This window comes from Streptomyces sp. NEAU-W12 (genome assembly GCF_026242095.1).
Lineage (GTDB): Bacteria > Actinomycetota > Actinomycetes > Streptomycetales > Streptomycetaceae > Streptomyces.
This window is the reverse complement of the sequence record NZ_JAPJDM010000008.1, coordinates 246,671-267,660: the sequence shown is the minus strand read 5'-3', so window position 1 is coordinate 267,660 and position 20,990 is coordinate 246,671. Positions and strand designations below refer to the sequence as shown.

At 72.6% G+C, this 20,990-nt stretch carries 20 protein-coding genes and 1 pseudogene; 11 read left to right on the top strand and 10 right to left on the bottom strand.

Annotated elements, in window-relative coordinates; genetic code table 11:
- Nucleotides 1–134: 134 nt before the first annotated feature.
- Both ORI94_RS12710 and ORI94_RS12705 read right to left on the bottom strand, forming a co-directional pair.
- Nucleotides 135–461 (bottom strand): ATP-binding protein, encoded by a 327-nt coding sequence (locus tag ORI94_RS12710; RefSeq protein WP_266074628.1) that lies wholly within the window; start codon nucleotides 459–461, stop codon nucleotides 135–137.
- A gap of 565 nt (nucleotides 462–1,026) precedes the next feature.
- A complete protein-coding gene (locus ORI94_RS12705; RefSeq protein WP_416237808.1) occupies nucleotides 1,027–2,022 on the bottom strand; it encodes a heavy metal transporter in 996 nt (331 codons plus the stop codon).
- Nucleotides 2,023–2,103: 81 nt separating this feature from the next.
- Between ORI94_RS12705 and dapE the strand changes: the two genes are divergently transcribed.
- Nucleotides 2,104–3,183, top strand: coding sequence for a succinyl-diaminopimelate desuccinylase (gene dapE / locus ORI94_RS12700; protein WP_266074627.1), 1,080 nt, complete (start codon nucleotides 2,104–2,106; stop codon nucleotides 3,181–3,183).
- Between the two features lie 156 nt (nucleotides 3,184–3,339).
- Entirely contained in the window at nucleotides 3,340–4,098 is a 759-nt protein-coding gene (locus tag ORI94_RS12695) for a TIGR00730 family Rossman fold protein (RefSeq protein WP_266074626.1), read from the top strand.
- A gap of 226 nt (nucleotides 4,099–4,324) precedes the next feature.
- On the opposite strand, the gene folP is transcribed toward ORI94_RS12695, so the two are convergent.
- Complete coding sequence (gene folP, locus ORI94_RS12690; RefSeq protein WP_266074625.1) at nucleotides 4,325–5,185, bottom strand: dihydropteroate synthase; 861 nt, start codon at nucleotides 5,183–5,185, stop codon at nucleotides 4,325–4,327.
- Nucleotides 5,186–5,360: 175 nt separating this feature from the next.
- Here folP and ORI94_RS12685 point away from each other — a divergent pair, with 175 nt between their 5' ends.
- Both ORI94_RS12685 and ORI94_RS12680 read left to right on the top strand, forming a co-directional pair.
- Entirely contained in the window at nucleotides 5,361–5,723 is a 363-nt protein-coding gene (locus ORI94_RS12685) for a DivIVA domain-containing protein (RefSeq protein WP_266074624.1), read from the top strand.
- On the top strand, nucleotides 5,720–6,304 hold the full coding sequence (locus tag ORI94_RS12680) for a DNA-3-methyladenine glycosylase I (protein ID WP_323056047.1): 585 nt from the start codon (nucleotides 5,720–5,722) through the stop codon (nucleotides 6,302–6,304). The genes ORI94_RS12685 and ORI94_RS12680 overlap by 4 nt, the downstream gene beginning before the upstream one ends.
- Nucleotides 6,305–6,359: 55 nt before the next feature.
- Here the strand turns inward: ORI94_RS12680 and ORI94_RS12675 are convergent, their stop codons facing one another.
- Entirely contained in the window at nucleotides 6,360–7,163 is an 804-nt protein-coding gene (locus ORI94_RS12675; RefSeq protein ID WP_266074623.1) for an enoyl-CoA hydratase/isomerase family protein, read from the bottom strand.
- Between the two features lie 378 nt (nucleotides 7,164–7,541).
- Between ORI94_RS12675 and ORI94_RS12670 the strand changes: the two genes are divergently transcribed.
- The gene (locus ORI94_RS12670) at nucleotides 7,542–7,709 is read left to right on the top strand and encodes a DUF3117 domain-containing protein (protein ID WP_069086806.1); all 168 of its coding nucleotides are present in this window, start codon (nucleotides 7,542–7,544) and stop codon (nucleotides 7,707–7,709) included.
- Nucleotides 7,710–7,824: 115 nt separating this feature from the next.
- On the opposite strand, the gene ORI94_RS12665 is transcribed toward ORI94_RS12670, so the two are convergent.
- The gene (locus ORI94_RS12665; RefSeq protein WP_266074660.1) at nucleotides 7,825–8,523 is read right to left on the bottom strand and encodes an O-methyltransferase; all 699 of its coding nucleotides are present in this window, start codon (nucleotides 8,521–8,523) and stop codon (nucleotides 7,825–7,827) included.
- 219 nt (nucleotides 8,524–8,742) lie between these two features.
- On the opposite strand from ORI94_RS12665, the gene sigE reads away from it, so the two are divergent.
- The 5 genes from sigE (at nucleotide 8,743) to ORI94_RS12640 (ending at nucleotide 14,604) form a co-directional block, all read left to right on the top strand.
- Nucleotides 8,743–9,459, top strand: coding sequence for an RNA polymerase sigma factor SigE (sigE, locus tag ORI94_RS12660; protein ID WP_266074622.1), 717 nt, complete (start codon nucleotides 8,743–8,745; stop codon nucleotides 9,457–9,459).
- The gene (locus ORI94_RS12655; protein ID WP_266074621.1) at nucleotides 9,456–10,472 is read left to right on the top strand and encodes an anti-sigma factor family protein; all 1,017 of its coding nucleotides are present in this window, start codon (nucleotides 9,456–9,458) and stop codon (nucleotides 10,470–10,472) included. The genes sigE and ORI94_RS12655 overlap by 4 nt, the downstream gene beginning before the upstream one ends.
- Before the next feature lie 172 nt (nucleotides 10,473–10,644).
- Nucleotides 10,645–12,774 carry a trypsin-like peptidase domain-containing protein gene (locus ORI94_RS12650; RefSeq protein ID WP_266074620.1) on the top strand — a complete coding sequence of 710 codons (2,130 nt, stop codon included), beginning with the start codon at nucleotides 10,645–10,647 and terminating at the stop codon, nucleotides 12,772–12,774.
- A gap of 442 nt (nucleotides 12,775–13,216) precedes the next feature.
- Entirely contained in the window at nucleotides 13,217–13,678 is a 462-nt protein-coding gene (locus ORI94_RS12645; RefSeq protein WP_266074619.1) for a sec-independent translocase, read from the top strand.
- Between the two features lie 245 nt (nucleotides 13,679–13,923).
- Complete coding sequence (locus tag ORI94_RS12640; RefSeq protein WP_266074618.1) at nucleotides 13,924–14,604, top strand: hypothetical protein; 681 nt, start codon at nucleotides 13,924–13,926, stop codon at nucleotides 14,602–14,604.
- Nucleotides 14,605–14,757: 153 nt separating this feature from the next.
- Here the strand turns inward: ORI94_RS12640 and ORI94_RS12635 are convergent, their stop codons facing one another.
- The 3 genes and pseudogenes from ORI94_RS12635 to ORI94_RS12625 all read right to left on the bottom strand — a co-directional run bounded on the left by ORI94_RS12635 (nucleotide 14,758) and on the right by ORI94_RS12625 (nucleotide 17,895).
- Nucleotides 14,758–15,891, bottom strand: a complete 1,134-nt coding sequence (locus ORI94_RS12635; protein ID WP_266074617.1) for an Mrp/NBP35 family ATP-binding protein — start codon at nucleotides 15,889–15,891, stop codon at nucleotides 14,758–14,760.
- Between the two features lie 43 nt (nucleotides 15,892–15,934).
- A pseudogene (locus ORI94_RS12630) lies at nucleotides 15,935–16,559 on the bottom strand (DUF1003 domain-containing protein).
- Nucleotides 16,549–17,895, bottom strand: a complete 1,347-nt coding sequence (locus ORI94_RS12625) for a magnesium transporter MgtE N-terminal domain-containing protein (RefSeq protein ID WP_266074616.1) — start codon at nucleotides 17,893–17,895, stop codon at nucleotides 16,549–16,551. Before ORI94_RS12625 ends, ORI94_RS12630 begins: the two are co-directional and overlap by 11 nt.
- Before the next feature lie 260 nt (nucleotides 17,896–18,155).
- Here ORI94_RS12625 and ORI94_RS12620 point away from each other — a divergent pair, with 260 nt between their 5' ends.
- Nucleotides 18,156–18,950 carry a hypothetical protein gene (locus ORI94_RS12620; RefSeq protein WP_266074615.1) on the top strand — a complete coding sequence of 265 codons (795 nt, stop codon included), beginning with the start codon at nucleotides 18,156–18,158 and terminating at the stop codon, nucleotides 18,948–18,950.
- Between the two features lie 22 nt (nucleotides 18,951–18,972).
- Here ORI94_RS12620 and ORI94_RS12615 read toward each other — a convergent pair whose 3' ends face one another.
- Both ORI94_RS12615 and ORI94_RS12610 read right to left on the bottom strand, forming a co-directional pair.
- On the bottom strand, nucleotides 18,973–19,494 hold the full coding sequence (locus tag ORI94_RS12615; RefSeq protein ID WP_266074613.1) for a hypothetical protein: 522 nt from the start codon (nucleotides 19,492–19,494) through the stop codon (nucleotides 18,973–18,975).
- 108 nt (nucleotides 19,495–19,602) lie between these two features.
- Entirely contained in the window at nucleotides 19,603–20,721 is a 1,119-nt protein-coding gene (locus ORI94_RS12610; RefSeq protein ID WP_266074611.1) for a magnesium and cobalt transport protein CorA, read from the bottom strand.
- Nucleotides 20,722–20,990 lie beyond the last annotated feature (269 nt).

Sequence of the window (20,990 nt, the reverse complement as noted above, 5' to 3'; positions counted from 1 at the left end):
GGGGTGCAACGCCTGACGGGGTGAGGGGGGGGAGCGCCCAAACCAGCGCCGTCGGGGCCCGGGTTCTTCCCGGGCCCCGACGGCGTTCGTGCGGTCCGGACGTGTCCGGACGGATCCCCGTGGATCCGGACGGGTCAGCCGAGCGGCAGCGCCGTGGCCGGGAGGGTTTGGGCGGTCGGCACGCCCTCCAGACCGACGGCGTCGGTCGGCAGCGCGTCCCCGGCGGCCTGCTCGAGTGCCCGGCCGCCGGAGTTGCCCGCGGTGTCGGTGACGGTGTGCGCCGCGTCGTCCACGGCGCCGGTCGCGCCGGCCCCGTCCAGGACGGTCAGGCCGCCGACGCTCGGGGTGGCCGGCAGTTCGGGGGCCGCGCCGGCGGAACCGGCCGCACCGACCCCGGCGGCCGCTCCGGCGGCGACGAGCAGCGCGGCACGGGCGATCCGACGGGTCAGGGGGAGGGACATGGTGCTCCTTCGGCGGGAGAGAACGGTGGGACGTCCAGCCGGACCCGGTGATCGGCCTCCGGGCTCGGACGCAGTGACTACCGCTCGAAGGGCGGGAAGGTTGCGGTGCGACGACGTAAAGAGTTGGCAATGCGTCACATGATCGGCTACGCCGAAAAGCGGACGAACGGTACGCCGTTCGATGGGCTGCCGAATGGTTACAGCGCCCAAGTCCCAAGGAGTACGCCGAGTCGGGGGAGGGGGCGCGGAAATCCGCCCACCTCGTCAACGGCCCGCCCCTCGGGGCAACCCCTGGGAGCGGTCCGTCGGGCAACTGTGCGGGTGTCCGTGCGGGCCGCTTCGCGTGGCGGCCGCGCGGGGTGGCGCCCCGTCACGTGGTGAGGCCGGTCGAGCGGCACACCGGGCGCGACACCTACGGCCTCGCCGGTGCCCCCGTCCGGGCCCGCGGAGCCGGGACCGGCGACGGCCGCCGGGAGCTCTCCCGGCAGGACACGCCCGCCGGCCCCGGACCGGAGGCGGCAGGTCATGCCCGGGTCCACCACGACGGGGGGCGCACTCCGCGCGACTACCGCGCGGTCGTGATCCGGACCGCGTCCGCACCGCCGTCCGAGCCCGCGGAGTTCTTGCCGTCCTCGCCGTCCTCGCCGTCGGCCGGGCTCCACCGGCCGTCGTCCCCGGCGCTCCACTCCTCCCCCGCGTACGACACCCGCTCGATGTGCAGCGCGGAGGCGTTGGCCACGGCCCAGTGCGCCAGCTGCCAGCCCCGGTCCCTGCCCTTGCGGCCGGGGTCCGCCTCGGTGGAGACCGGCAGCGTCATGGTCCGTCCGTCCGAGCCGGCGCCTTCGTCCCCGGGAGCGGAGGACGGGCTCGCCGGATCGCCGACCCCGCCACCGGCCGGCTCCAGGGCGCCCCGCCCGAAGTCGCGGGCCAGCGCGGCCCGTACCGCGTCCGTCCCCGCCGCGCGGGTCGCCGCCGGGCGGCCCTCGCAGGTCAGGGTGGCCGCCGAACGGCGGCCGGTGAGAGCGGCGGCCAGCAGGGTGGCATCCGGCTCGTGCTTGGCGTACGCCTGCGGGAAGCCGCTGAGCTGCACCCGCTGGGCGGCGACGGTGAGCGGCAGCCGGGTGTACCCCGGTACCTCCTCCAGACCGTCGTAGAACTTCCCCGCCGAGTACGCCGGGTCCATGATCTCCTTCGGCGTGCCCCAGCCCTGCGAGGGCCGCTGCTGGAACAGGCCGAGCGAATCGCGGTCCCCGAAGTCGATGTTGCGCAGCGCCGACTCCTGGAGCGCGGTCGCCAGCGCGATCGTCACGGCCCTCTCGGGCAGGTCGCGCGCGGTGCCCACAGCCGTGATCGTCGCCGCGTTCACCGCCTGCTCGGGCGTGAACTCGTACGTGGCCCCGTCGCCCTTGGCGGACACGACCCGGCAGCCCGGCCCGCTCGGACCGCCGCCCGTGTCGTACTGGACCACCAGGTAGCCGGCGACTCCGAGGAGGACCACGGAGGCCGCCCCGAAGCGGAAGAAGCGGCCACGACGCTTGGAAGGAGGCGGTGACTCTGACACGCGTACAAGGTACTGGAGAGTACGAGGCGTGTGCGCCGGGTGTGGACAGTGCGCCCGGACCAGCGCGTTAGGGTCGTGGGCATGGCCGACACCCCGCTTGACCTCACCCTGGACGCGGCGCTTCTGACCGCGCGGCTCGTCGACTTCCCGTCCGTCAGCGGCACGGAGAAGCCCCTCGCGGACGCGATCGAATCCGCCCTGCGCGCCCTGCCGCACCTCACGGTCGACCGGTACGGCAACAACGTCGTGGCCCGTACGAACCTGGGGCGCGAGGAGCGCGTGATCCTCGCCGGTCACATCGACACGGTCCCGATCGCGGACAACGTCCCCTCCCGGCTCGACGAGGACGGCGTGCTGTGGGGCTGCGGGACCTGCGACATGAAGGCGGGCGTGGCCGTCCAGCTGCGCATCGCGGCCACCGTCCCCGAGCCCAACCGGGACCTGACCTTCATCTTCTACGACAACGAAGAAGTCGACGCGGACCTCAACGGCCTCAAGCACGTCGCCGAGCAGCGTCCCGACTGGCTGGAGGGCGACTTCGCGGTCCTCCTCGAGCCCTCCGACGGCCAGGTCGAAGGCGGCTGCCAGGGCACCCTCCGGGTGCTCCTGAAGACCACCGGTGAACGCGCCCACTCCGCGCGCGGCTGGATGGGCTCCAACGCGATCCACGCGGCGTCCCCCGTCCTCGCCCGCCTCGCCTCCTACGAGCCGCGTCACCCGGTGATCGACGGCCTGGAGTACCGCGAGGGCCTGAACGCGGTGGGCATCTCCGGGGGCGTGGCCGGCAACGTCATCCCCGACGAGTGCGTCGTCACCGTCAACTTCCGCTACGCCCCCGACCGCTCGGAGGCCGACGCCCTCGCCCACGTCCGCGAGGTCTTCGCCGACTGCGGCGTGAGCGAGTTCGTCGTCGACGACCACAGCGGCGCGGCCCTGCCCGGCCTCTCCCACCCGGCCGCGGCCGCCTTCATCGAGGCGGTGGGCGGCACCCCGCAGCCCAAGTACGGCTGGACGGACGTCTCCCGCTTCTCCGCGCTCGGCGTCCCGGCCGTCAACTACGGCCCCGGCAACCCGCACTTGGCGCACAAGCGGGACGAACGCGTGGAGACGGCGAAGATCGTCGCGGGGGAGGAGCGGCTGCGGACCTGGCTGACCGCGTGAGCGCGCCGCCGTATCAGGGCGTTTGGAACGCTTCCCCGCGGACATGCTGACGTCCCCCAGACGTAACCCGCGTGGATCTACGCTGAAGTGGAACGACCTCTCCCCCGGACCTCGGCGTCTTTCGAGCGGGGGAGACCGCAACCGGAGGGAGCACATATGGCTACTGGCAACCCCGAGGGCAAGCAGAGCCCACCGGAGGAGCAGCGGCTGGGTCCGGTGCTCCGCAGGCGGGACCAGGTCCAGGCGAGCACCACGGACCAGCGGCTGCTGGACGGGCGCGCGCCCTCGGACTGGGTGCACACCGACCCCTGGCGGGTGCTGCGCATCCAGGCGGAGTTCATCGAGGGCTTCGGTACCCTCGCCGAGCTGCCGCCCGCCATCAGCGTCTTCGGCTCGGCACGCACCCCGGTGGACTCACCGGAGTACGAGGCCGGCGTCCGACTCGGCCGGGGCCTGGTCGAGGCGGGCTTCGCCGTCATCACCGGCGGCGGCCCCGGGGCCATGGAGTCGGCCAACAAGGGCGCCTGCGAAGCCAACGGCGTCTCGGTCGGCCTCGGCATCGAGCTGCCCTTCGAACAGGGGCTCAACAGCTACGTCGACATCGGGCTGAACTTCCGGTACTTCTTCGTCCGCAAGCTGATGTTCGTCAAGTACTCGCAGGGCTTCGTCGTCCTGCCCGGCGGCCTGGGCACCCTCGACGAACTCTTCGAGGCGCTGACCCTGGTCCAGACGCAGAAGATCACCCAGTTCCCCATCGTCCTGTTCGGCACCGAGTACTGGGGCGGCCTGGTCGACTGGCTGCGCCACACGGTCATCGCCCAGGGCAAGGCGGCCGACAAGGACCTCCTCCTCATCCACGTCACGGACGACGTGGAGGAAGCGGTGGCCCTGGTCTCGAAGGAAGCGGGCCGCTGAGGACCAGCCCTTGACCGACCGGAAGCGGGCGCGGGCGGGCGCGGGCGAGGGCGGGCGCGGTCCTCGGGCCACCTTTCGACCGACCGAGTCGGGTGATGGGTGAGCACAGGCCGTTCCCCGGGGGCGGGGCCCTTGGCGGGGTCCGGGGTGGGGCCCTTTGTCCGGGGTCTGGGGGCGGCGTGGACGAAGTGGGCGTAAGAGCAGGACCGTTCCCCGGGGCGGAGCCCTACGCCAGCCCCCGCCGGGCCACCGCCGGCGGGCGATGACCCGCGATCGACGCCACCATGTCCAGCACCTGCCGCGTCTCCGCCACCTCGTGCACCCGGTACACCCGCGCCCCCAACCACGCCGACACCGCGGTCGTCGCCAGCGTCCCCAGCAGCCGCTCCTTGACCGGCCGGTCCAACGTCTCGCCGACGAAGTCCTTGTTGGACAGCGACACCAGCACCGGCCACCCGGTGGCGACCATCTCGTCCAGCCGCCGCGTCGCCTCGAGGCTGTGCCGGGTGTTCTTGCCGAAGTCGTGCCCGGGATCGATCATCACCGACTCCCGCGGCACGCCCAGGGACACCGCACGCTCCGCCAGCTCCAGCGTCCGGTCCAGGATGTCGGCCATCACGTCCTCGTACTCCACCCGGTGCGGCCGGGTCCGCGGCGGCGCGCCTCCCGCGTGGGTGCACACCAGCCCGGCGCCGTACCGCGCGGCGACCTCCGCGAGCCGCGGATCGACCCCGCCCCAGGCATCGTTCAGTACATCCGCCCCCGCCTCGCACACGGCCTCGCCGACCTCGTGCCGCCAGGTGTCCACACTGATCACGACGTCCGGGAAGCGCCGCCGCACCTCGCCGACGAAACCGACCGTCCGCCGCGCCTCCTCCTCGGCGGACACCTCCTCGCCCGGCCCGGCCTTCACCCCGCCGACGTCGATGATCGCGGCACCCTCGGCCACCGCCTGCTCCACGCGTGCGAGTGCCGGTTCGTCGCGGAAGGTCGCGCCCCGGTCGTAGAAGGAGTCCGGGGTCCGGTTCACGATCGCCATGATCACCGGCTCGTGCGGTGCGAATTCCCGCCTGCCCAGCCTGAGCATCCCCTGAGACCTCTCCTCGTTCGGTTCCTCGTCGGGTCCGGTCCGCGGCCGTACCCGGCCGCCTGTGAACCCGACTGTCAGACTCGCATGGCACGATCGGAGCCACACATCCGACTCCGGCCCGACCCAGCCCTCCCGACCCAACCCTCCCGATCCAACCCTGGGGACCTCAGCGATGGTTATGTTCCTGTTCCTGGTCGTCGCGCTCGCCGTCGTGGTCGCCGCGGTGACCCTCGCGGTGGTGGGCGGCGGGGAGAGCGGCCCGCTGCCCGACGCGGCCCCCGACCGCCTGAGGGACACTCTGCCGCTGGACCGCCCGGTCAGCCGCGCGGACGTGGACGCACTCCGCTTCCCGCTCGCCGCCCGCGGCTACCGCATGGCCGACGTGGACGACGCGCTGAGCCGCCTCGGCGCCGAACTCGCCGAGCGCGACGCCCGGATCGCCGACATGGAGTCCGCGCTGGCCGGTGCCCGGGCCGTCGCGGCCCACGCCGCCCCGGACGAGCCCGACGCCCGCCAGGAGGGAGACCAGCCGTGACCGACGGAGCCGCCCTCGCCGGCCCGGACGGCGCTCCGCGCTGCCCCTGGGCCCTGTCCACCGAGGACTACGTCGCCTACCACGACGAGGAGTGGGGCCGCCCGGTCCACGGGGACGACGCCCTGTTCGAGCGCCTCAGCCTGGAGGCCTTCCAGTCCGGCCTGTCGTGGCTCACGATCCTGCGCCGTCGTCCGGGCTTCCGTACCGCCTTCGCAGGCTTCCGGATCGCGGCTGTCGCGGAGTTCACCGACGCCGACCGGGAGCGTCTGCTCGCCGACGCCGGCATCATCCGCAATCGCGCCAAGATCGACGCGACCCTGGGCAACGCACGGGTGCTGGCCGGGTGGGCGCCCGGCGACCTGGACGCCCTGATCTGGTCGCACGCCCCCGACCCGGCCGGCCGCCCGGCCCCGGCGACCCTCACCGACGTCCCCGCGGTCACCCCCGAGTCGACGGCGCTGTCCAAGGCCCTGAAGAAGCAGGGCCTGCGCTTCGTCGGCCCGACCACGGCGTACGCGCTGATGCAGGCCTGCGGCCTGGTCGACGACCACCTGAAGGACTGCGTGGCCCGACGGACCTGAGCCGCGGAGGCGGGCGGCCCCCGCCGCAGGCCGCCCGGCACCTCCCGTTCCCCGGTCAGCGCCCCCGGTACTTCGGCTTCTCCTTGTTGACGAAGGCCTGCACGGCGATCGTGTGGTCCTCGGAGGCACCTGCCCGGGTCTGGAGCTCGTCCTCCTTCTCCAGGGCCTCCTCCAGGGAGTGGGTGAGCCCGTACGCCACCGACTCCTTCAGCGCCGCGTACGCCACCGTCGGTCCCGCGGCCAGCGCCAGCGCCGTCTTCCGGGCCTCCGCGCGCAGCTCGGCGGCCGGGACCAGCCGGTTCGCGATCCCGAGGTCGTACGCCTCCTGGGCCGTGATGCTGCGGGGGAAGAGCAGCAGGTCGGTGGCGCGGCCCGGGCCGACGACCCGCGGCAGCGTCCAGGAGATCCCGGAGTCGGCGGTCAGCGCGACCCCGGCGAACGACGTGTTGAACGCCGCCGTGTCGGCCACGATCCGGTAGTCCGCCGCCAGCGCGAAGCCGAAGCCCGCTCCGGCCGCGACCCCGTTCACCGCGGCGACCACCGGCTTCGCGGCCCCGGCGAGCGCCTTCACGATCGGGTTGTAGTGCTCGCGCACCGTGCTCATCGTGCGCTCGCCGCCGTCCTCGTGGTCGGCGGCCAGCAGCCCGATGTGCTCCTTGAGGTCCTGCCCGACACAGAACGCCCGGTCGCCGGCCGCGGTCAGCAGCACGGCCCGTACGCCGTCGTCGTCCGCGGCGGCCCGGACCGCGTCCCGGAGCGCGGCCTTCGCCGCCACGTTCAGCGCGTTCATCGCCTCCGGGCGGTTCAGCGTGATCGTCGCGAGTCCGTCGCTCACCTCGTAGAGCACGGTGTCGGCCATGGTGTGTCCCTCCGCGTCGCGGCTCGTGGACCTACTCGTCAGTACGTCCCTGTGCAGGACAGCATGACGGAGATCGACGGCGGTGGAGCGGAGCCCGCATGTGACCTGCGTCAAAGAATTCCGGTGCGTTTTCCGTCGGTGGGGCGGTGTGCGGTGGCGCAGTATCGCAGCCACATCGCCGAATTGAGTGGTTTTGATCGCGCGCGTTGCCCAAGCGATGCCGACCGATGTTGGTCATCGGGTCCTGAGATGCGGGATAATGGCCTGGAAGCAATGTGTTCGATGCCGGTGGCGTGTGTCCTGCTTCAAGGACCGCAGGTGCCCTTCAGTGGGCCGTCGGCTAGACGGTTGAGCTGGGTTTCAGGAAGGGGAACGAGCATGGCGGCCATGAAGCCGCGGACGGGTGATGGCCCGCTCGAGGTGACCAAGGAGGGGCGGGGCATCGTCATGCGCGTTCCGCTCGAAGGCGGCGGTCGGCTCGTCGTCGAGCTGACCCCGGATGAGGCCGGCGCGCTCGGCGACGCCCTCAAGAAGGTCGTCGGCTGACGCGCAAGCGACCATACCCCTTCAGTCGCCCCGGTGCCGCATGCGGCACCGGGGCGACTGTCTGCACAGGCCGGGGGCGGGGCGGGGCCCACCGCCGGACACTCGCGGACGTCCGCTACCGCTTCACCGCGCAGAGCAGTCCGTCACCCACGGGCAGCAGGGACGACACCATCTCCTGGCTCTCGCGCAGGGCCCGCACCAGTTCCCGCAGCCGCAGCACCTCGGTGGGCTGCGGGCCGGAGTCCACCGTCCGGCCGTTCGCGAAGACCCCTTCGAAGGCGACCAGGCCTCCCGGACGCAGCAGACGCAACGACTCGGCGAGATAGTCCTGGTACTCGAGCCGGTCGCCGTCGCAGAAGACCAGGTCGTAGCCGGAGTCCGCGAGACGGGGCAGGACGTCCAGCGCCCGGCCCGGGATGAAGCGGGCCCTGTTGGCGGCGAAGCCCGCCGTACGGAAGGCCTGGCGGGCCGACTGCTGGTGCTCCGGCTCCTGGTCGACCGTGGTCAGCACGCCGTCCGGCCGCATGCCGTGCAGCAGGTGGATCCCGGAGACGCCGCAGCCGGTGCCGATCTCCGCGACCGCCTTGGCGTCCGCGGTGGCCGCGAGCAACCGCAGGGCCGCACCCGTACCGGGCGACACCGAGCGCAGCCCTGCCTCACGGGCCCGGTCCCGGGCCCAGTGCAGCGCCTCGTCCTCGGCGACATAGGCGTCCGCGAACGCCCAGCTCGTCTGCCGGTTGGCGGTAATGACCCTCTCCTGTCCCCGTGGTTGCCTCGGCGTGACTTTATCCGTTGACGCGGGGAACCCACTGATGGGACCGGTCGTTCAAAGGGAAGAGCGAGCGGCGTGTGCCGTGGAGGGGGTGGGCGAATGAGCGAGGACACCGAGCAAGTACTGACGCAGGCGCACGAGCTGTGGCAGCCCGCATCAATTTCTCGTAAAACCGCTTATCCGGAGCTAACGGGCGAGGTGGCTATGGTAGGGGCTCCACCGGACACCATCAGAGCCGATAGGGGAGGTGCGGCTGCGCCTATGGATCGAGGGGGAGTGCTGAGGCGCTTCCTCGGATCGGCGGGCAGGCCGAAATCCGTGAACGACACAGCTGCTGACCACAGCCACGCCGCTGACCCGGCCCAGACCGCGAGCTTCTCCACCGACGCGGACGGGCAGGCGTGGACTCCGCCCACCTGGGAGGAGATCGTCAGCATGCACAGCGGCCGGGTCTACCGGCTCGCCTACCGTCTCACCGGTAACCAGCACGACGCGGAGGACCTCACCCAGGAGGTCTTCGTCCGCGTCTTCCGCTCGCTGTCGACGTACACGCCGGGCACCTTCGAGGGCTGGCTGCACCGTATTACCACCAACCTCTTCCTGGACATGGTGCGCCGCAAGCAGCGCATCCGTTTCGACTCCCTGGGCGACGACGCGGCCGAGCGGCTCCCCAGCAAGGAGCCCACACCGCAGCAGGTCTTCAACGACACCCACTTCGACGCGGACGTCCAGCAGGCCCTCGACACGCTCGCGCCCGAGTTCCGCGCCGCGGTCGTCCTCTGCGACATCGAAGGTCTGTCGTACGAGGAGATCGCCGCGACCCTCGGAGTCAAGCTCGGCACGGTCCGGTCCCGGATCCACCGCGGGCGCTCCCAGCTGCGCAAGGCCCTCGCCCACCGTTCGCCCCAGGCGCGCGCGGAGCGCCGCTCCTTCATGCCGCGTGTCCCCGCACTGGGAGGAGGGGGCGCGAGCACGTGAGCGGTTCACGGCCGAAACCTGCCGAGGGACACCTCGCAGAGCAGCACCTGGGAGACCGCCTTTCCGCCCTGGTGGACGGAGAGCTCGGTCATGACGCGCGTGAGCGCGTACTGGCGCACGTCGCCACCTGCGCGAAGTGCAAGTCGGAGGTGGACGCGCAGCGCCGCCTGAAGAACGTCTTCGCACAGGTCGCGCCCCCGCCCCCGTCCGAGAGCTTCCTGGCCCGTCTCCAGGGCCTTCCCGCGGGCGGCGACCTCGGCGGCGGCTCGCCGTCGACCGGCGGAAAACTGCCGGGCGACCCGCCCGTGCAGCTCGGCGGGGTGCCCAAAACCTTCGGGACCGGCAGGCGCGGCGAGCGGTTCGAGTTCGCCTACACACCTGCCCGGCGGCCCGCCCCCCTGCTCACGTCCCCGTCGGGCGCGGGCCGGGCGGACCAGGGCTTCCGCATCCATGACGTCGGCCGGCACGAGCAGGACCGGTCCTCCTCGCGCGGGATGCGGTTCGCCGCGGCGGCGGCGGGAGCGGTGTCCCTCGCGGCGATCGCCCTCGGCGGTGTCGCCACCGTCACCCCCACCGAGGCGGAGGTCCGCGGTTCGGGCAGCGGCAGCAACGTGACGCCGCTGCGCACCCAGGGCAGCACGGCGGCGACGGCGCCCGAGTCCCAGCGACGCCGGGGTACCGCCCCGCTGCTGGGCCAGCTGCAGGGCCAGAGCGCGCTGGGCGCCACCCCGGCCGCCCCGACCCAGGCGTCCGCGCCGCTGCTCCCCGGAGTGCCACCGCCCGCCCCCCGGCGCCACAGCCCCCTGGCGGCCGTCCCCGTCATGGCCGGCGGGGCACCGATGGCCCCGCTGACAGCGCCGCTGGCCCTGTCGGAGTGGGAGACGACCCCGGGGCTCAGGACCCCGGGTGCCTTCCCCGTCGCCGCCGTCTCGTCGCCCCCCGTCTCCTCCGCACCCCCCGTCGGCACGACCGCGGCGCCCGCCCCCGTCGCCTCCTCCCGCACCATCCGCTGACCGGTGCGCAGGCCTGTGCACCGACCGCGTCCGCTGCGCACGGGCGTGCGAACCTGATTGAATCCAGGGGTGCGCCCAGGCCCGTGCGGCCGGGCGCCGCACCAGGAGAGTTCCTGCGCGGAGGCGTACGGAGCCACGGAGTCGACGATCTGCGGCCAGCTGTGGGGAGAGCATGAACGAGGGGAAGCCCCCGAAGGCGAGCCCATCGGGGGAGCGGGAACAGCCGGCCGAGCCGGACGGGGACGGGGGCGGGGACTTCGAGCTGGAGCGTCCGGCGTCGTCGGGCGGCTCCGACGACTTCGCACTCGCGCGTCCCGCCACGGCCCCGGCCGACACGGAGGACGACTACGAACTGCACCGGCCCCTGAGCGCCGGGACGACGGGACCCGGCCTGCCGGAGGACGTCGAGCCCGTGGGAACCACTGACCCGCGTGAGTCCGACGCGGCCCTGGAACCCGCACGGACCGCAGGGTCCGCCGAGCCTGCCGGGTCCTCCGGGTCCTCCGGGTCCGGTGCCTTCGGTGAGCCTGCGGCGGTCACCGGGCCGCGTGGACCCGGCGCGGCTCCGGAGTCCGCACGCTCCTCCGGGTCCGGTGCCTTCGGTGAGCCTGCGGCGGTCACCGGGCCGCGTGGACCCGGCGCGGCTCCGGAGTCCGCACGCTCCTCCGGGTCCGGTGCCTTCGGTGAGCCCGCGGGAACCACCGACCCGTGGGGGCCCGGCGTGACTCCGGAGCCCGCACGGCCTGCCGAGTCCGCCGATTCCGGTGTCCTCGGAGGCCGGTCCGAGCAGCTCCGGCCGTTGCACGACCCCGATCCCTACAGCACCCCGCCGTACGGTGAGCCGGGGCCCTGGGCGCCCGCGCCCCCGGTTCAGCACCCCGCGGCGGCACCTCCCGCGCAGGACGCATCGGTTCCGGCGCCGTCCCCGGAACCGGGCACCCTGCCGCACGGCATGCCCACGCACGCTGCTCCCGCCGTGCCCGCCCCCGGCACCCCGGACGCGAACCACCCCGCAACCGCGCCCGCAACCGAACCCGCGCCCCCGGCCGTGTTCCCGGCCCCGGACGCTCCGGCGGCGGACGCCCAGGCGCCGGCCGACCCCTGGCGGCGTTACGACCCCTGGGCCGCCGCCGCGGCGAGCGCCCCGTTGCAGCAGACCGGGGGCGGGGTCGCCACGGAGGGGCAGCGGCGCAAGCGGGGCAGGAGGGTGCTCGTCGGCCTCATGCTGGTGGTCGCGCTCCTCTCCGGCGGCGTCGGCGGGATCGTCGGCACCCAGCTGGAGCGCAACGGCGGCGTCGGTTCCGTGGAACTCCCGCAGGCCGAGGGCAAGCCCGCCGGACGGGAACCCGGAAGCATCGCCGGGATCGCCGCGCAGGCCCTGCCCAGCGTCGTCACCCTGCACGTCAGCGGGGCGGCGTCGGCGGGCACCGGTACCGGATTCGTCCTCGACGACCGCGGACACATCCTCACCAACGACCACGTCGTGCAGCCCGCCGGACGCGACGGCGAGATCACCGTGACCTTCCACAGCGGCGACACCACCGAGGCCACGATCGTCGGCGGGGACAGCGGCTACGACCTCGCCGTGGTGAAGGTCAAGGGTGTCAGCGGGCTCGCCCCCCTGCCCCTCGGCAACTCGGACAACGCGCAGGTGGGCGACCCCGTCGTCGCCATCGGTGCCCCCTTCGACCTGGCCGGCACGGTCACCGCCGGCATCATCAGCGCCCGCGAACGACCCATCACGGCGGGCGGCGGACAGGGCGACGGCAGTGACGTGTCCTACGTCGACGCCCTGCAGACCGACGCCCCGATCAACCCCGGAAACTCCGGCGGCCCCCTCCTCGACGCCGAGGGCCACGTGATCGGCGTCAACTCCGCCATCCGCTCCGCCGGCAGCGGCGGCGAGGCCGAGGGCGGTCAGGCCGGCTCCATAGGCCTCGGCTTCGCCATCCCGATCAACCAGGGCAAGCGCGTCGCCGAGGAACTGATCAACACCGGCACGGCGACCCACCCGGTGATCGGCATCACCCTGGACATGGACTACGCCGGCGACGGCGCCCGCGTCGGCACCAGGGGCAGCGACGGCGGCCCCCCGGTCAGCAGCGGCGGCCCCGGGGACAGGGCCGGGATCGAGGCCGGCGACGTCATCACGAAGGTCGACGGGCAGCGCGTCCACTCCGGTGAGGAACTCATCGTCAAGACCCGCGCCCACCGTCCCGGGGACCGCCTGGAACTCACCCTGGAACGGGACGGCAAGGAGCGCGAGGTCTCGCTCGTCCTCGGCTCCTCCGGAGGTGACTAGGGCCTGCGGCGGGAGTGGCGTCTGCCGCGCGACCCCGGCACGCACTCTCGCCGCACCCGCACCCGCACCGCCCGGAAGCCCGGGCACGCGCGGTACGAGGGCTTTTGGGCGGCACGCCTGGAGAGCGTTCCCCCGAGCTCTCGGCTTCGCCCGAGCAGAGGGGGGCCTCCATGGCGCCGTGCGGCCGCCCTCCGCCCCAGGCCCTGGACACAGGACGGCACGGAGCGCGGCAGACACTCGGGCGCGACGGACAAGGGAGGGAGAACAGTCGGCGAAGACCGTACGCGTCACGCAGCCGGAGGGCCCGGCACAGTACCGGTCGTACGGGGTGGCCGGGTACCGTGGACCCGGCCCGGACCACGGAAGACCGCACGGACGCACGGACGCGTCGACGCACTGACCACCGAGGGCCGAGGGCCGAGGACATCGCAAGGAGCTTCAGGTGTTCAATGACATAGGACCGCTCGAGCTGGTCACGCTCGTCGTCCTCGCCGTACTCGTCTTCGGCCCGGACAAGCTCCCCAAGGTCATCCAGGACGTGAGCAGGACGATCCGTAAGATCCGCGACTTCTCGGACAGCGCCAAGCAGGACATCCGCGAGGAGCTCGGCCCGGAGTTCAAGGACTTCGAGTTCGAGGACCTCAACCCCAAGACGTTCATCCGCAAGCACCTGGACAACGACGAGCTGGGGCTCAAGGAGATCCGCAGCGGATTCGACCTGAAGAAGGAGATGACCGAGGTCACGGACGCCGTCCACGGCCGTGACCCCGAGTCCTCCCCGGCCTCTTCGTCCTCCTCCGCTGCTTCCTCCGCGCCCGCAGCGGGCGGTCGCCCCGACATGACGAAGAAGCCCGAGAAGGCGGCCGTCGACGACCGTCCGCCCTTCGACGCGGACGCCACCTGAGCCCCACCGGGCGTCGGCAGGGCCGGTCGGCGCGGACGTACACCCCCCGTGCGTGACGCGTTTCATACTCCGTCAGGCCCCCGTACGGCCTGAACCGGACGTCCGTGCGGCTCATGTGCCGAGTGCTTTCCCGGCGCACGCCCACGAGGTGGCTATGCTGCCCGGGTTGTTGTGCGGTCCGGACGAGTACGCCCGAAGGGGGGCGGGCCGCCCCCGGTCCGACGAGAGCGAGGAGGCGTCCGGGCATGGAGACGACGAGTCGGGCAGTCGCGCAGGCGTCGGCCGCGGAGGATGGACGACAGGCCCCCCTCGGCCGGCGCACGGTCGACGGCTACCTGAGCGCGCCCTTCCCGTGGTACGGCCTGGACGAGGCGTTCACGGGGCGGCGCTGGCTGATGCAGGTCGCCACCGCGGCCGACGGGGCCGTCGAGCACGGGTCGATCGGGCACGGTGACGAGCCCTCGGTCCGCAGCGAGTACACGGCCCAGCAGACCGGCCAGGACGCGAAGGAGAAGTTCGCGGTCGCCGTGACGGTGGCCGCGAACCCGGTGCGCCGCAGCGCGGACGGCACCGGCCTGATGGAGGCCACCTCGGTGTCCTCCGCCGCCTGGCTGGCCGGAGTGGGGCTGCTGTCGTTCACCTGGCCGGGCCAGGTGGACCACTCCCTGCGCGACGACTGGCTGGAGCAGCAGACGGAGACGGCCTGGGTGCTGGCGGACGACCTCGACGGACCGGACTGGTCGACGCTCTCCCTCCCCGTGGACGGGGTGCCGACGCCGTTCCACTACCGGGAGTCCGAGTTCGGCTGGGTGCTCGCGGGATCGACGCGGGCGGGCGTGCACCTCGGCGCGTACGGCCGGGGCATGAGCGCGTACGGCCTGGGCTTCGCCGTGGTCAAGGACATCACCGCCTACGCGGCCCCCTGAGCCGCGGAGCGTACCGCAGCCCCCGTACGGGCCCCGTACGGGCCTCCCCGCAGGGCTGTCCCCTGTGTGGCGAAGGGCGCCGCCCGACGGACGGCGCCCCGCGGCACAGCGGACCACGGCGCGCTCACGGCCCCGTACGGGCCCCTGGAGCGCTCAGAACTTGTTCCTCGGCGTGATGCCCAGGGCCAGTCCCGCCAGGCCGCGCTGGCGCCCGCCGAGCTTGCCGGCGATCGAGCGGAGCGCCGAACCCGCGGGGGACTCCGGGTCGGACAGGACGACCGGCCTTCCCTCGTCACCGCCCTCGCGCAGGCGCACGTCGATGGGGATGGACCCCAGCACCGGGACGTTCGCACCCGTGGTCCGGGTCAGCCCGTCGGCCACCGACTGGCCGCCACCGGTGCCGAAGACGTCGACCATCTCGCCGCAGTGCGGGCAGGGCAGGCCGGACATGTTCTCGACCACGCCGACGATCTTCTGGTGGGTCTGCACGGCGATGGAACCCGCCCGCTCGGCCACCTCGGCCGCCGCCTGCTGAGGCGTGGTGACCACCAGGATCTCGGCGTTCGGCACGAGCTGCGCGACGGAGATCGCGATGTCGCCGGTGCCCGGCGGCAGGTCGAGCAGCAGCACGTCCAGGTCGCCCCAGTAGACGTCCGCCAGGAACTGCTGCAGGGCGCGGTGCAGCATCGGGCCGCGCCACACCACCGGCGCGTTGCCCGGGGTGAACATGCCGATGGAGATGACCTTCACACCGTGCGCGGACGGCGGCATGATCATGTTCTCGACCTGGGTCGGACGCCCGTCGGCGCCCAGCATGCGCGGCACCGAGTGGCCGTAGATGTCGGCGTCCACGACGCCCACCTTCAGGCCGTCGGCCGCCATCGCCGCCGCCAGGTTCACCGTCACCGACGACTTGCCGACCCCGCCCTTGCCGGAGGCGACCGCGTACACCCGGGTCAGGCTGCCCGGCTTGGCGAAGGGCACCTCGCGCTCGGCCTGGCCGCCGCGCAGGGCGTTCGCCAGCTCCTTGCGCTGTTCGTCGCTCATCACGTCCAGCGTGACGTCGACCCGGGTGACGCCTTCGAGCCGGGAGACCGCGTCCGTCACCCGCTGCGTGATCGTGTCCCGCATCGGGCAGCCGGAGACCGTCAGGTACACGGTGACCGCGACCGCCCCGTCCGCGTCGATCTCCACCGATTTGACCATCCCCAGCTCGGTGATGGGCCGGTTGATCTCGGGGTCGTTCACCGTCGCCAGTGCCTCGCGCACCGCGTCTTCCGTAGCCATGGTGTCGATGGTACGGCGCCCGGTACGCCCCCCGGTAAGCCCGCTACCGGTCGTCTGCGTCACGTTCCGGAGGCCGTTGTGCCCGCATCGCCGTGATGGTGGTCCTGGCGGTCCTGGTGGGGCCGGTGTCCGTTCTGCCGTCCCTCGAGTTCCTTCATCATGTCCTGGAGCTCCGAGCGGATCCAGTCGCGCGTCGCGACCTCTCCGAGCCCGATCCGCAGGGCGGCGATCTCCCGGGTCAGGTACTCGGTGTCCGCGATCACCCGCTCGTCCTGCTTGCGGTCCTGCTCCAGGTTGACCCGGTCGCGGTCGTCCTGCCTGTTCTGCGCGAGCAGGATCAGCGGGGCGGCGTACGAGGCCTGGAGGGAGAGCATCAGGGTCAGGAAGATGAACGGGTACTCGTCGAAGCGCAGTTCCTCGGGCGCGGCCACGTTCCACACCAGCCACACGATGATGACGACCGTCATCCAGACGATGAACCGCCCGGTCCCCAGGAACCGCGCGATCCGCTCCGACAGGCGCCCGAAGGCCTCCGGGTCCCACTCGGGCACCAGCCGGCGCCCGGGCGGGAGCGGCTGGTCCAGCCGGGGCGTACGCGGCCGGTGGCCGGAGGCCGTGGCTCCCGCGGGCTGACGCTGCTCGCGCACACCGTCGCGCTCAGGTGCCATCGGTCACCACCCCCTTGTCGTCCCTGACATCCCTGACATCCCTGCCGTCCGCGTCGTCGGTACCGTCCGGGACGTCGTCGTCCAGGTGGAACTCGGTCTCCCGCCAGTCGTCCGGCAGCATGTGGTCCAGTACGTCGTCCACCGTCACCGCCCCCAGCAGCGCGCCCGTCTCGTCGACCACGGGCGCCGCCACCATGTCGTACGCGGCGAAGAACCCGGCGACCACGGGCAGCGCCGCGTCCGGCGCCAGCGACTGCAGATCGTCGTCGATGATCGAGCCGACCAGCGTGTACGGGGGGTCGCGCAGCAGCCGCTGGAAGTGGACCGTGCCCAGGTACTTGCCGGTCGGGGTCTCGTCCGGCGGACGGCACACGTAGATCTGGGCCGCGTGCGCCGGGGACAGGTCCGGGTTGCGGATGCGGGCCAGGGCGTCGGCGACGGTCGCGTCGGGCCTGAGCACGATCGGCTCGGTCGTCATCAGACCGCCCGCGGTGTGCTCCTCGTACGCCATCAGGCGCCGCATGTCGGCCGCGTCACCGGGCTTCATCAGGCTCAGCAGCCGCTCCTTGTCCTCCTCGGGCAGTTCGGAGAGCAGGTCGGCGGCGTCGTCCGGGTCCATGGCCTCCAGGACGTCGGCGGCGCGCTCCTCCTTCAGCTTGCCGAGGATCTCCACCTGGTCGTCCTCGGGCAGTTCCTCCAGCACGTCCGCGAGGCGGTCGTCGTCCAGGGCGGCGGCCACCTCGGCGCGGCGCTTGGCGGAGAGGTGGTGCAGGACGTTGGCCAGGTCGGCGGGACGCAGCTGCTCGAACGTGGCGAGCAGACTCTCGGCCCCCTGCCCCTGCTCCTCCAGCGAGAACCCGGTGACCGCCGACCACTCGACGGTCAGCGTCTCCCCCTTGCCCCGCCGGAACGTTCCACCCTTCTTGCCCTTGCGGACGAACACCCGGTCGATCTCCCATTCCCGACGGGCCGGCAGCTGATGCACCGACAGGTCCAGGACGGTGACCTCCTCACCGGTCTCCACCAGCTTCACCCTGCGGTCCAGGAGCTCGCCGAAGACGAGCCGCTCGGTGGGCCGCTGCTCGAAGCGCCGGACGTTGAGCACCCCGGTGGTGATGACCTGGCCGGACTGCACGGCGGTCACCCGGTTCATGGGCAGGAAGATGCGGCGCCGGCTGGGGAGTTCGACCACCAGACCGAGCAGTCTCGGCGGACGTCCGCCCACCCGCAGCATGACGACCAGATCGCGCACCCGCCCCACCTGGTCACCGGCCGGATCGAAGGTGGCGACGCCGGAGATGTGCGAGACGAAGAACCGGGGGGCGCCCGCTGCCATGGCGGCGGCTCCTTTTCGTACGGGGCGGTGCTGCCGTGCCGCCTTGCCTGTGCTGCGTGCTGCCTGCTCTGGTCCTGCCGCTTCTCCCCCGCGTACCGTGCCGGTGGTCCGGATGCCCCGTTCAGGCGGCTTCAGGCTAGCCCGTCCGGACCGGCGGTGCTTCGGGAGCCGGTCCGGACGGACTGCCTCCGAGGGGCCGGTGCGGTCCCGGTAATCTGCGGTACGCCGTTCAGGTCCCCGTCCGAGAGGCAGCGCAACCTGTGACTCCGATCTCCCCGGGCCGTTCCCGCACAGCCACACTGGCGAGTGCCGTGTGCGTGCTGCTCGTGACCGGAACGGCGCTCACGGGATGCTCCTCCGAGGAGGAAGACCCGCACAGGGGCACCAACGGCGTCGGCAAGCTGTCCGCCGCCGAGATCCAGAACAGGACGCGGACGGCCGCCAAGTCGGTCGACACCGTGCGGCTGCACGGGAACGTGGTCACCAGCGGGCGTACGTACACGCTCGACATGCGCCTCAAGCCCGAGGGGGGCATCGGATCGGTCACCGCCGGCGGGCAGACCTTCCGGCTGCTGAAGGTCGACGACGAGCTCTTCCTGAAGGCCGACGCCAGGTTCTGGGGTCAGGCGGACGGCGGGGCCGGCGAGGGCGATGCGAAGGGCGAGGGCGAGGGCGAGGGCGCGTCGGACGCGGCGGCGGCCGGCAAGCTCGCCGAGAAGTACGTGAAGGTGCCGGAGGGGGACCCGTCGTACAAGAAGTTCATCGGCTTCGCGGACAAGGATGTTCTCCTCGACAGCCTGCTGACCCTGCACGGCACCCTCGCCACGGACGGCCACCACGAGCAGGACGGCGTCCGCAGCATCCGCGTCACCGGCGACCAGGGCTCCGGCGGCACCCTGGACGTCTCCCTCGAGGGCAAGCCGTACCCGCTGCGCCTGGTGCGCGCCGGCAAGGCCGGCACCCTCACCTTCTCGGCCTGGGGCACCGACTTCGCCCTGGAGAAGCCGGCCAAGGACGAGACGCTGGATTACGAGGGGCAGCTCCCGACGTCGTAGGAGAACCGGTACGGCCGACCGGTCAGCGGCGCTTCTTCCGCCCCGCCAGCAGCCGGGGCAGGCCCGCGGGGGCAGGACGCCGGGTGGTCACCGGGGTCGCCGGCGGTGGCTCGGCCAGGGAGCCGTCGGGCAGCGGTGCCGTCACCCCGGTCGGTTCCAGACGCAGGACCCGGCACTCACGGGCCCAGCGTTCCGGCATCGCCTCGCCGTCGGGCGCGTTGAGCCGCTTGCCCTTGAGCGCGGCGACCGCCGCCTCCCACTCCTCGGAGCCGGACGGCAGCTCCACGACCGTCGCGGCCCAGGAGACCAGCCGCCCGCCCTTGTCCTTGCTGCGCACCGTCACCTCGGCCGGCCCGCCGTCCACCAGCCCCGGCAGCGGCTGCTCGCCGGGGCCGTCGCCGACCAGGCACATCGCACCCTCGTGCCACACGTGCCACAGCGGCCGGGCCGGAACACCGGGCCCCTGGACCCAGACGAGGCCCGACTTCTTGGTGGCCTCCTCGACGAGGGCCCGGTCGAACAGCGCACTGGTCGCACTTGTCATGGGCCCAGCCTATCCAGGGCCGCGGGGCCGGGGCCGGGGCCGGAGCCGCGGGGCCCTCCCGGCCCCGGCCCTCTCGGCCCTCGGCCCTCCTGGCCCCCGGTCCCGGTGTCAGAGCCACCCGTTGCGCTTCAGCGTGCGGTGGATGCCCAGACAGAGGGCGACGGTCACGCCGAGGACCACCGGATAGCCGTACTTCCAGTGCGTCTCCGGCATGTAGTCGAAGTTCATGCCGTACACCCCGCAGACCATCGTCGGTACGGCGATGATGGCGGCCCACGAGGTGATCTTGCGCATGTCCTCGTTCTGCGCCACGGACGCCTGCGCGAGGTTGGCCTGGAGGATGGAGTTGAGCAGTTCGTCGAAGCCGATCACCTGCTCGTGCACCCGGGCCACGTGGTCGGCGACGTCCCGGAAGTACTTCTGGATCTCCGGGTCGACCAGCCGCATCGGCCGCTCGCTCAGCAGCTGCATGGGCCGCAGCAGCGGTGACACCGCCCGCTTGAACTCCAGCACCTCGCGCTTGAGCTGGTAGATCCGTCCGGCGTCGGTGCCGCGCGGGGTGCCTCCCCGGCCCGGCGAGAACACCTCCGTCTCCACCTCGTCGATGTCGTCCTGCACCGCGTCGGCGACCGCGAGGTAGCCGTCGACGACGTGGTCGGCGATGGCGTGCAGGACCGCCGAGGGGCCTTTGGCCAGCAGCTCGGGGTCCTCCTGGAGGCGGTGCCGCAGGGCCCGCAGGGAGCCCTGGCCGCCGTGCCGGACGGTGATGAAGAAGTCCCGGCCGGTGAAGCACATCACCTCACCGGTCTCGACGACCTCGCTGCTGGAGTTGAGCCGGTCGTGGTCGAGGTAGTGGATGGTCTTGAAGACCGTGAAGAGCGAGTCGTCGTAGCGCTCCAGCTTGGGCCGCTGATGGGCCTGGACGGCGTCCTCCACGGCCAGCGGGTGCAGCCCGAACTCGCGGGCGACGCCGGAGAATTCGTCCTCGGTCGGCTCGTGCAGTCCGATCCACACGAAGCCCGAGTCGCGGCGCACCAGGCGCATCGCCTCCTGCGGGGTGAGCGGGCCCTCGGTCTCCACGCGCCGGCCGTCGCGGTAGATGGCGCAGTCGACGACCGCGGTGGCCGTCGCCGGGTCACGGGTGGTGTCGTACGGGGAGCTGCTCTCCTTGCGCAGCGAGACACGGGAGGGACGGACCACGGCGCGCAGGTCGCGGATCATCGACATGGCGGGCTCCTTCGCGAAACGGGCAACGAAAGGCGCCGGTGCGACGGGCGGAACCACCCGGAATGAGGACGTCCTGACCAGAGACGGCCCGGCCGCCGGGAAAACCGGGGCAGGGGATGTTTGGCACGTCCACAAAGCGGGGAGCACCGCATCGTCGCGGTGGCGAGTCTCGTCGCTGATGCAGCTACTGGGGCAGATCAGTCGGGACGAAACGAAACGCTCTTCCGATGAAGACGCGATGATGCGAGGTGGCAGCCGGAACGGAGCAG

Bases quoted from the DNA above. Each gene is read 5' to 3' on its own strand.
- ORI94_RS12710 (WP_266074628.1), bottom strand. From the start codon at position 461: ATGTCCCTCCCCCTGACCCGTCGGATCGCCCGTGCCGCGCTGCTCGTC.
- dapE (WP_266074627.1), top strand. From the start codon at position 2,104: ATGGCCGACACCCCGCTTGACCTCACCCTGGACGCGGCGCTTCTGACC.
- ORI94_RS12695 (WP_266074626.1), top strand. From the start codon at position 3,340: ATGGCTACTGGCAACCCCGAGGGCAAGCAGAGCCCACCGGAGGAGCAG.
- folP (WP_266074625.1), bottom strand. From the start codon at position 5,185: ATGCTCAGGCTGGGCAGGCGGGAATTCGCACCGCACGAGCCGGTGATC.
- ORI94_RS12685 (WP_266074624.1), top strand. From the start codon at position 5,361: ATGGTTATGTTCCTGTTCCTGGTCGTCGCGCTCGCCGTCGTGGTCGCC.
- ORI94_RS12675 (WP_266074623.1), bottom strand. From the start codon at position 7,163: ATGGCCGACACCGTGCTCTACGAGGTGAGCGACGGACTCGCGACGATC.
- ORI94_RS12670 (WP_069086806.1), top strand. From the start codon at position 7,542: ATGGCGGCCATGAAGCCGCGGACGGGTGATGGCCCGCTCGAGGTGACC.
- sigE (WP_266074622.1), top strand. From the start codon at position 8,743: ATGGATCGAGGGGGAGTGCTGAGGCGCTTCCTCGGATCGGCGGGCAGG.
- ORI94_RS12650 (WP_266074620.1), top strand. From the start codon at position 10,645: ATGAACGAGGGGAAGCCCCCGAAGGCGAGCCCATCGGGGGAGCGGGAA.
- ORI94_RS12640 (WP_266074618.1), top strand. From the start codon at position 13,924: ATGGAGACGACGAGTCGGGCAGTCGCGCAGGCGTCGGCCGCGGAGGAT.
- ORI94_RS12635 (WP_266074617.1), bottom strand. From the start codon at position 15,891: ATGGCTACGGAAGACGCGGTGCGCGAGGCACTGGCGACGGTGAACGAC.
- ORI94_RS12625 (WP_266074616.1), bottom strand. From the start codon at position 17,895: ATGGCAGCGGGCGCCCCCCGGTTCTTCGTCTCGCACATCTCCGGCGTC.
- ORI94_RS12615 (WP_266074613.1), bottom strand. From the start codon at position 19,494: ATGACAAGTGCGACCAGTGCGCTGTTCGACCGGGCCCTCGTCGAGGAG.
- ORI94_RS12610 (WP_266074611.1), bottom strand. From the start codon at position 20,721: ATGTCGATGATCCGCGACCTGCGCGCCGTGGTCCGTCCCTCCCGTGTC.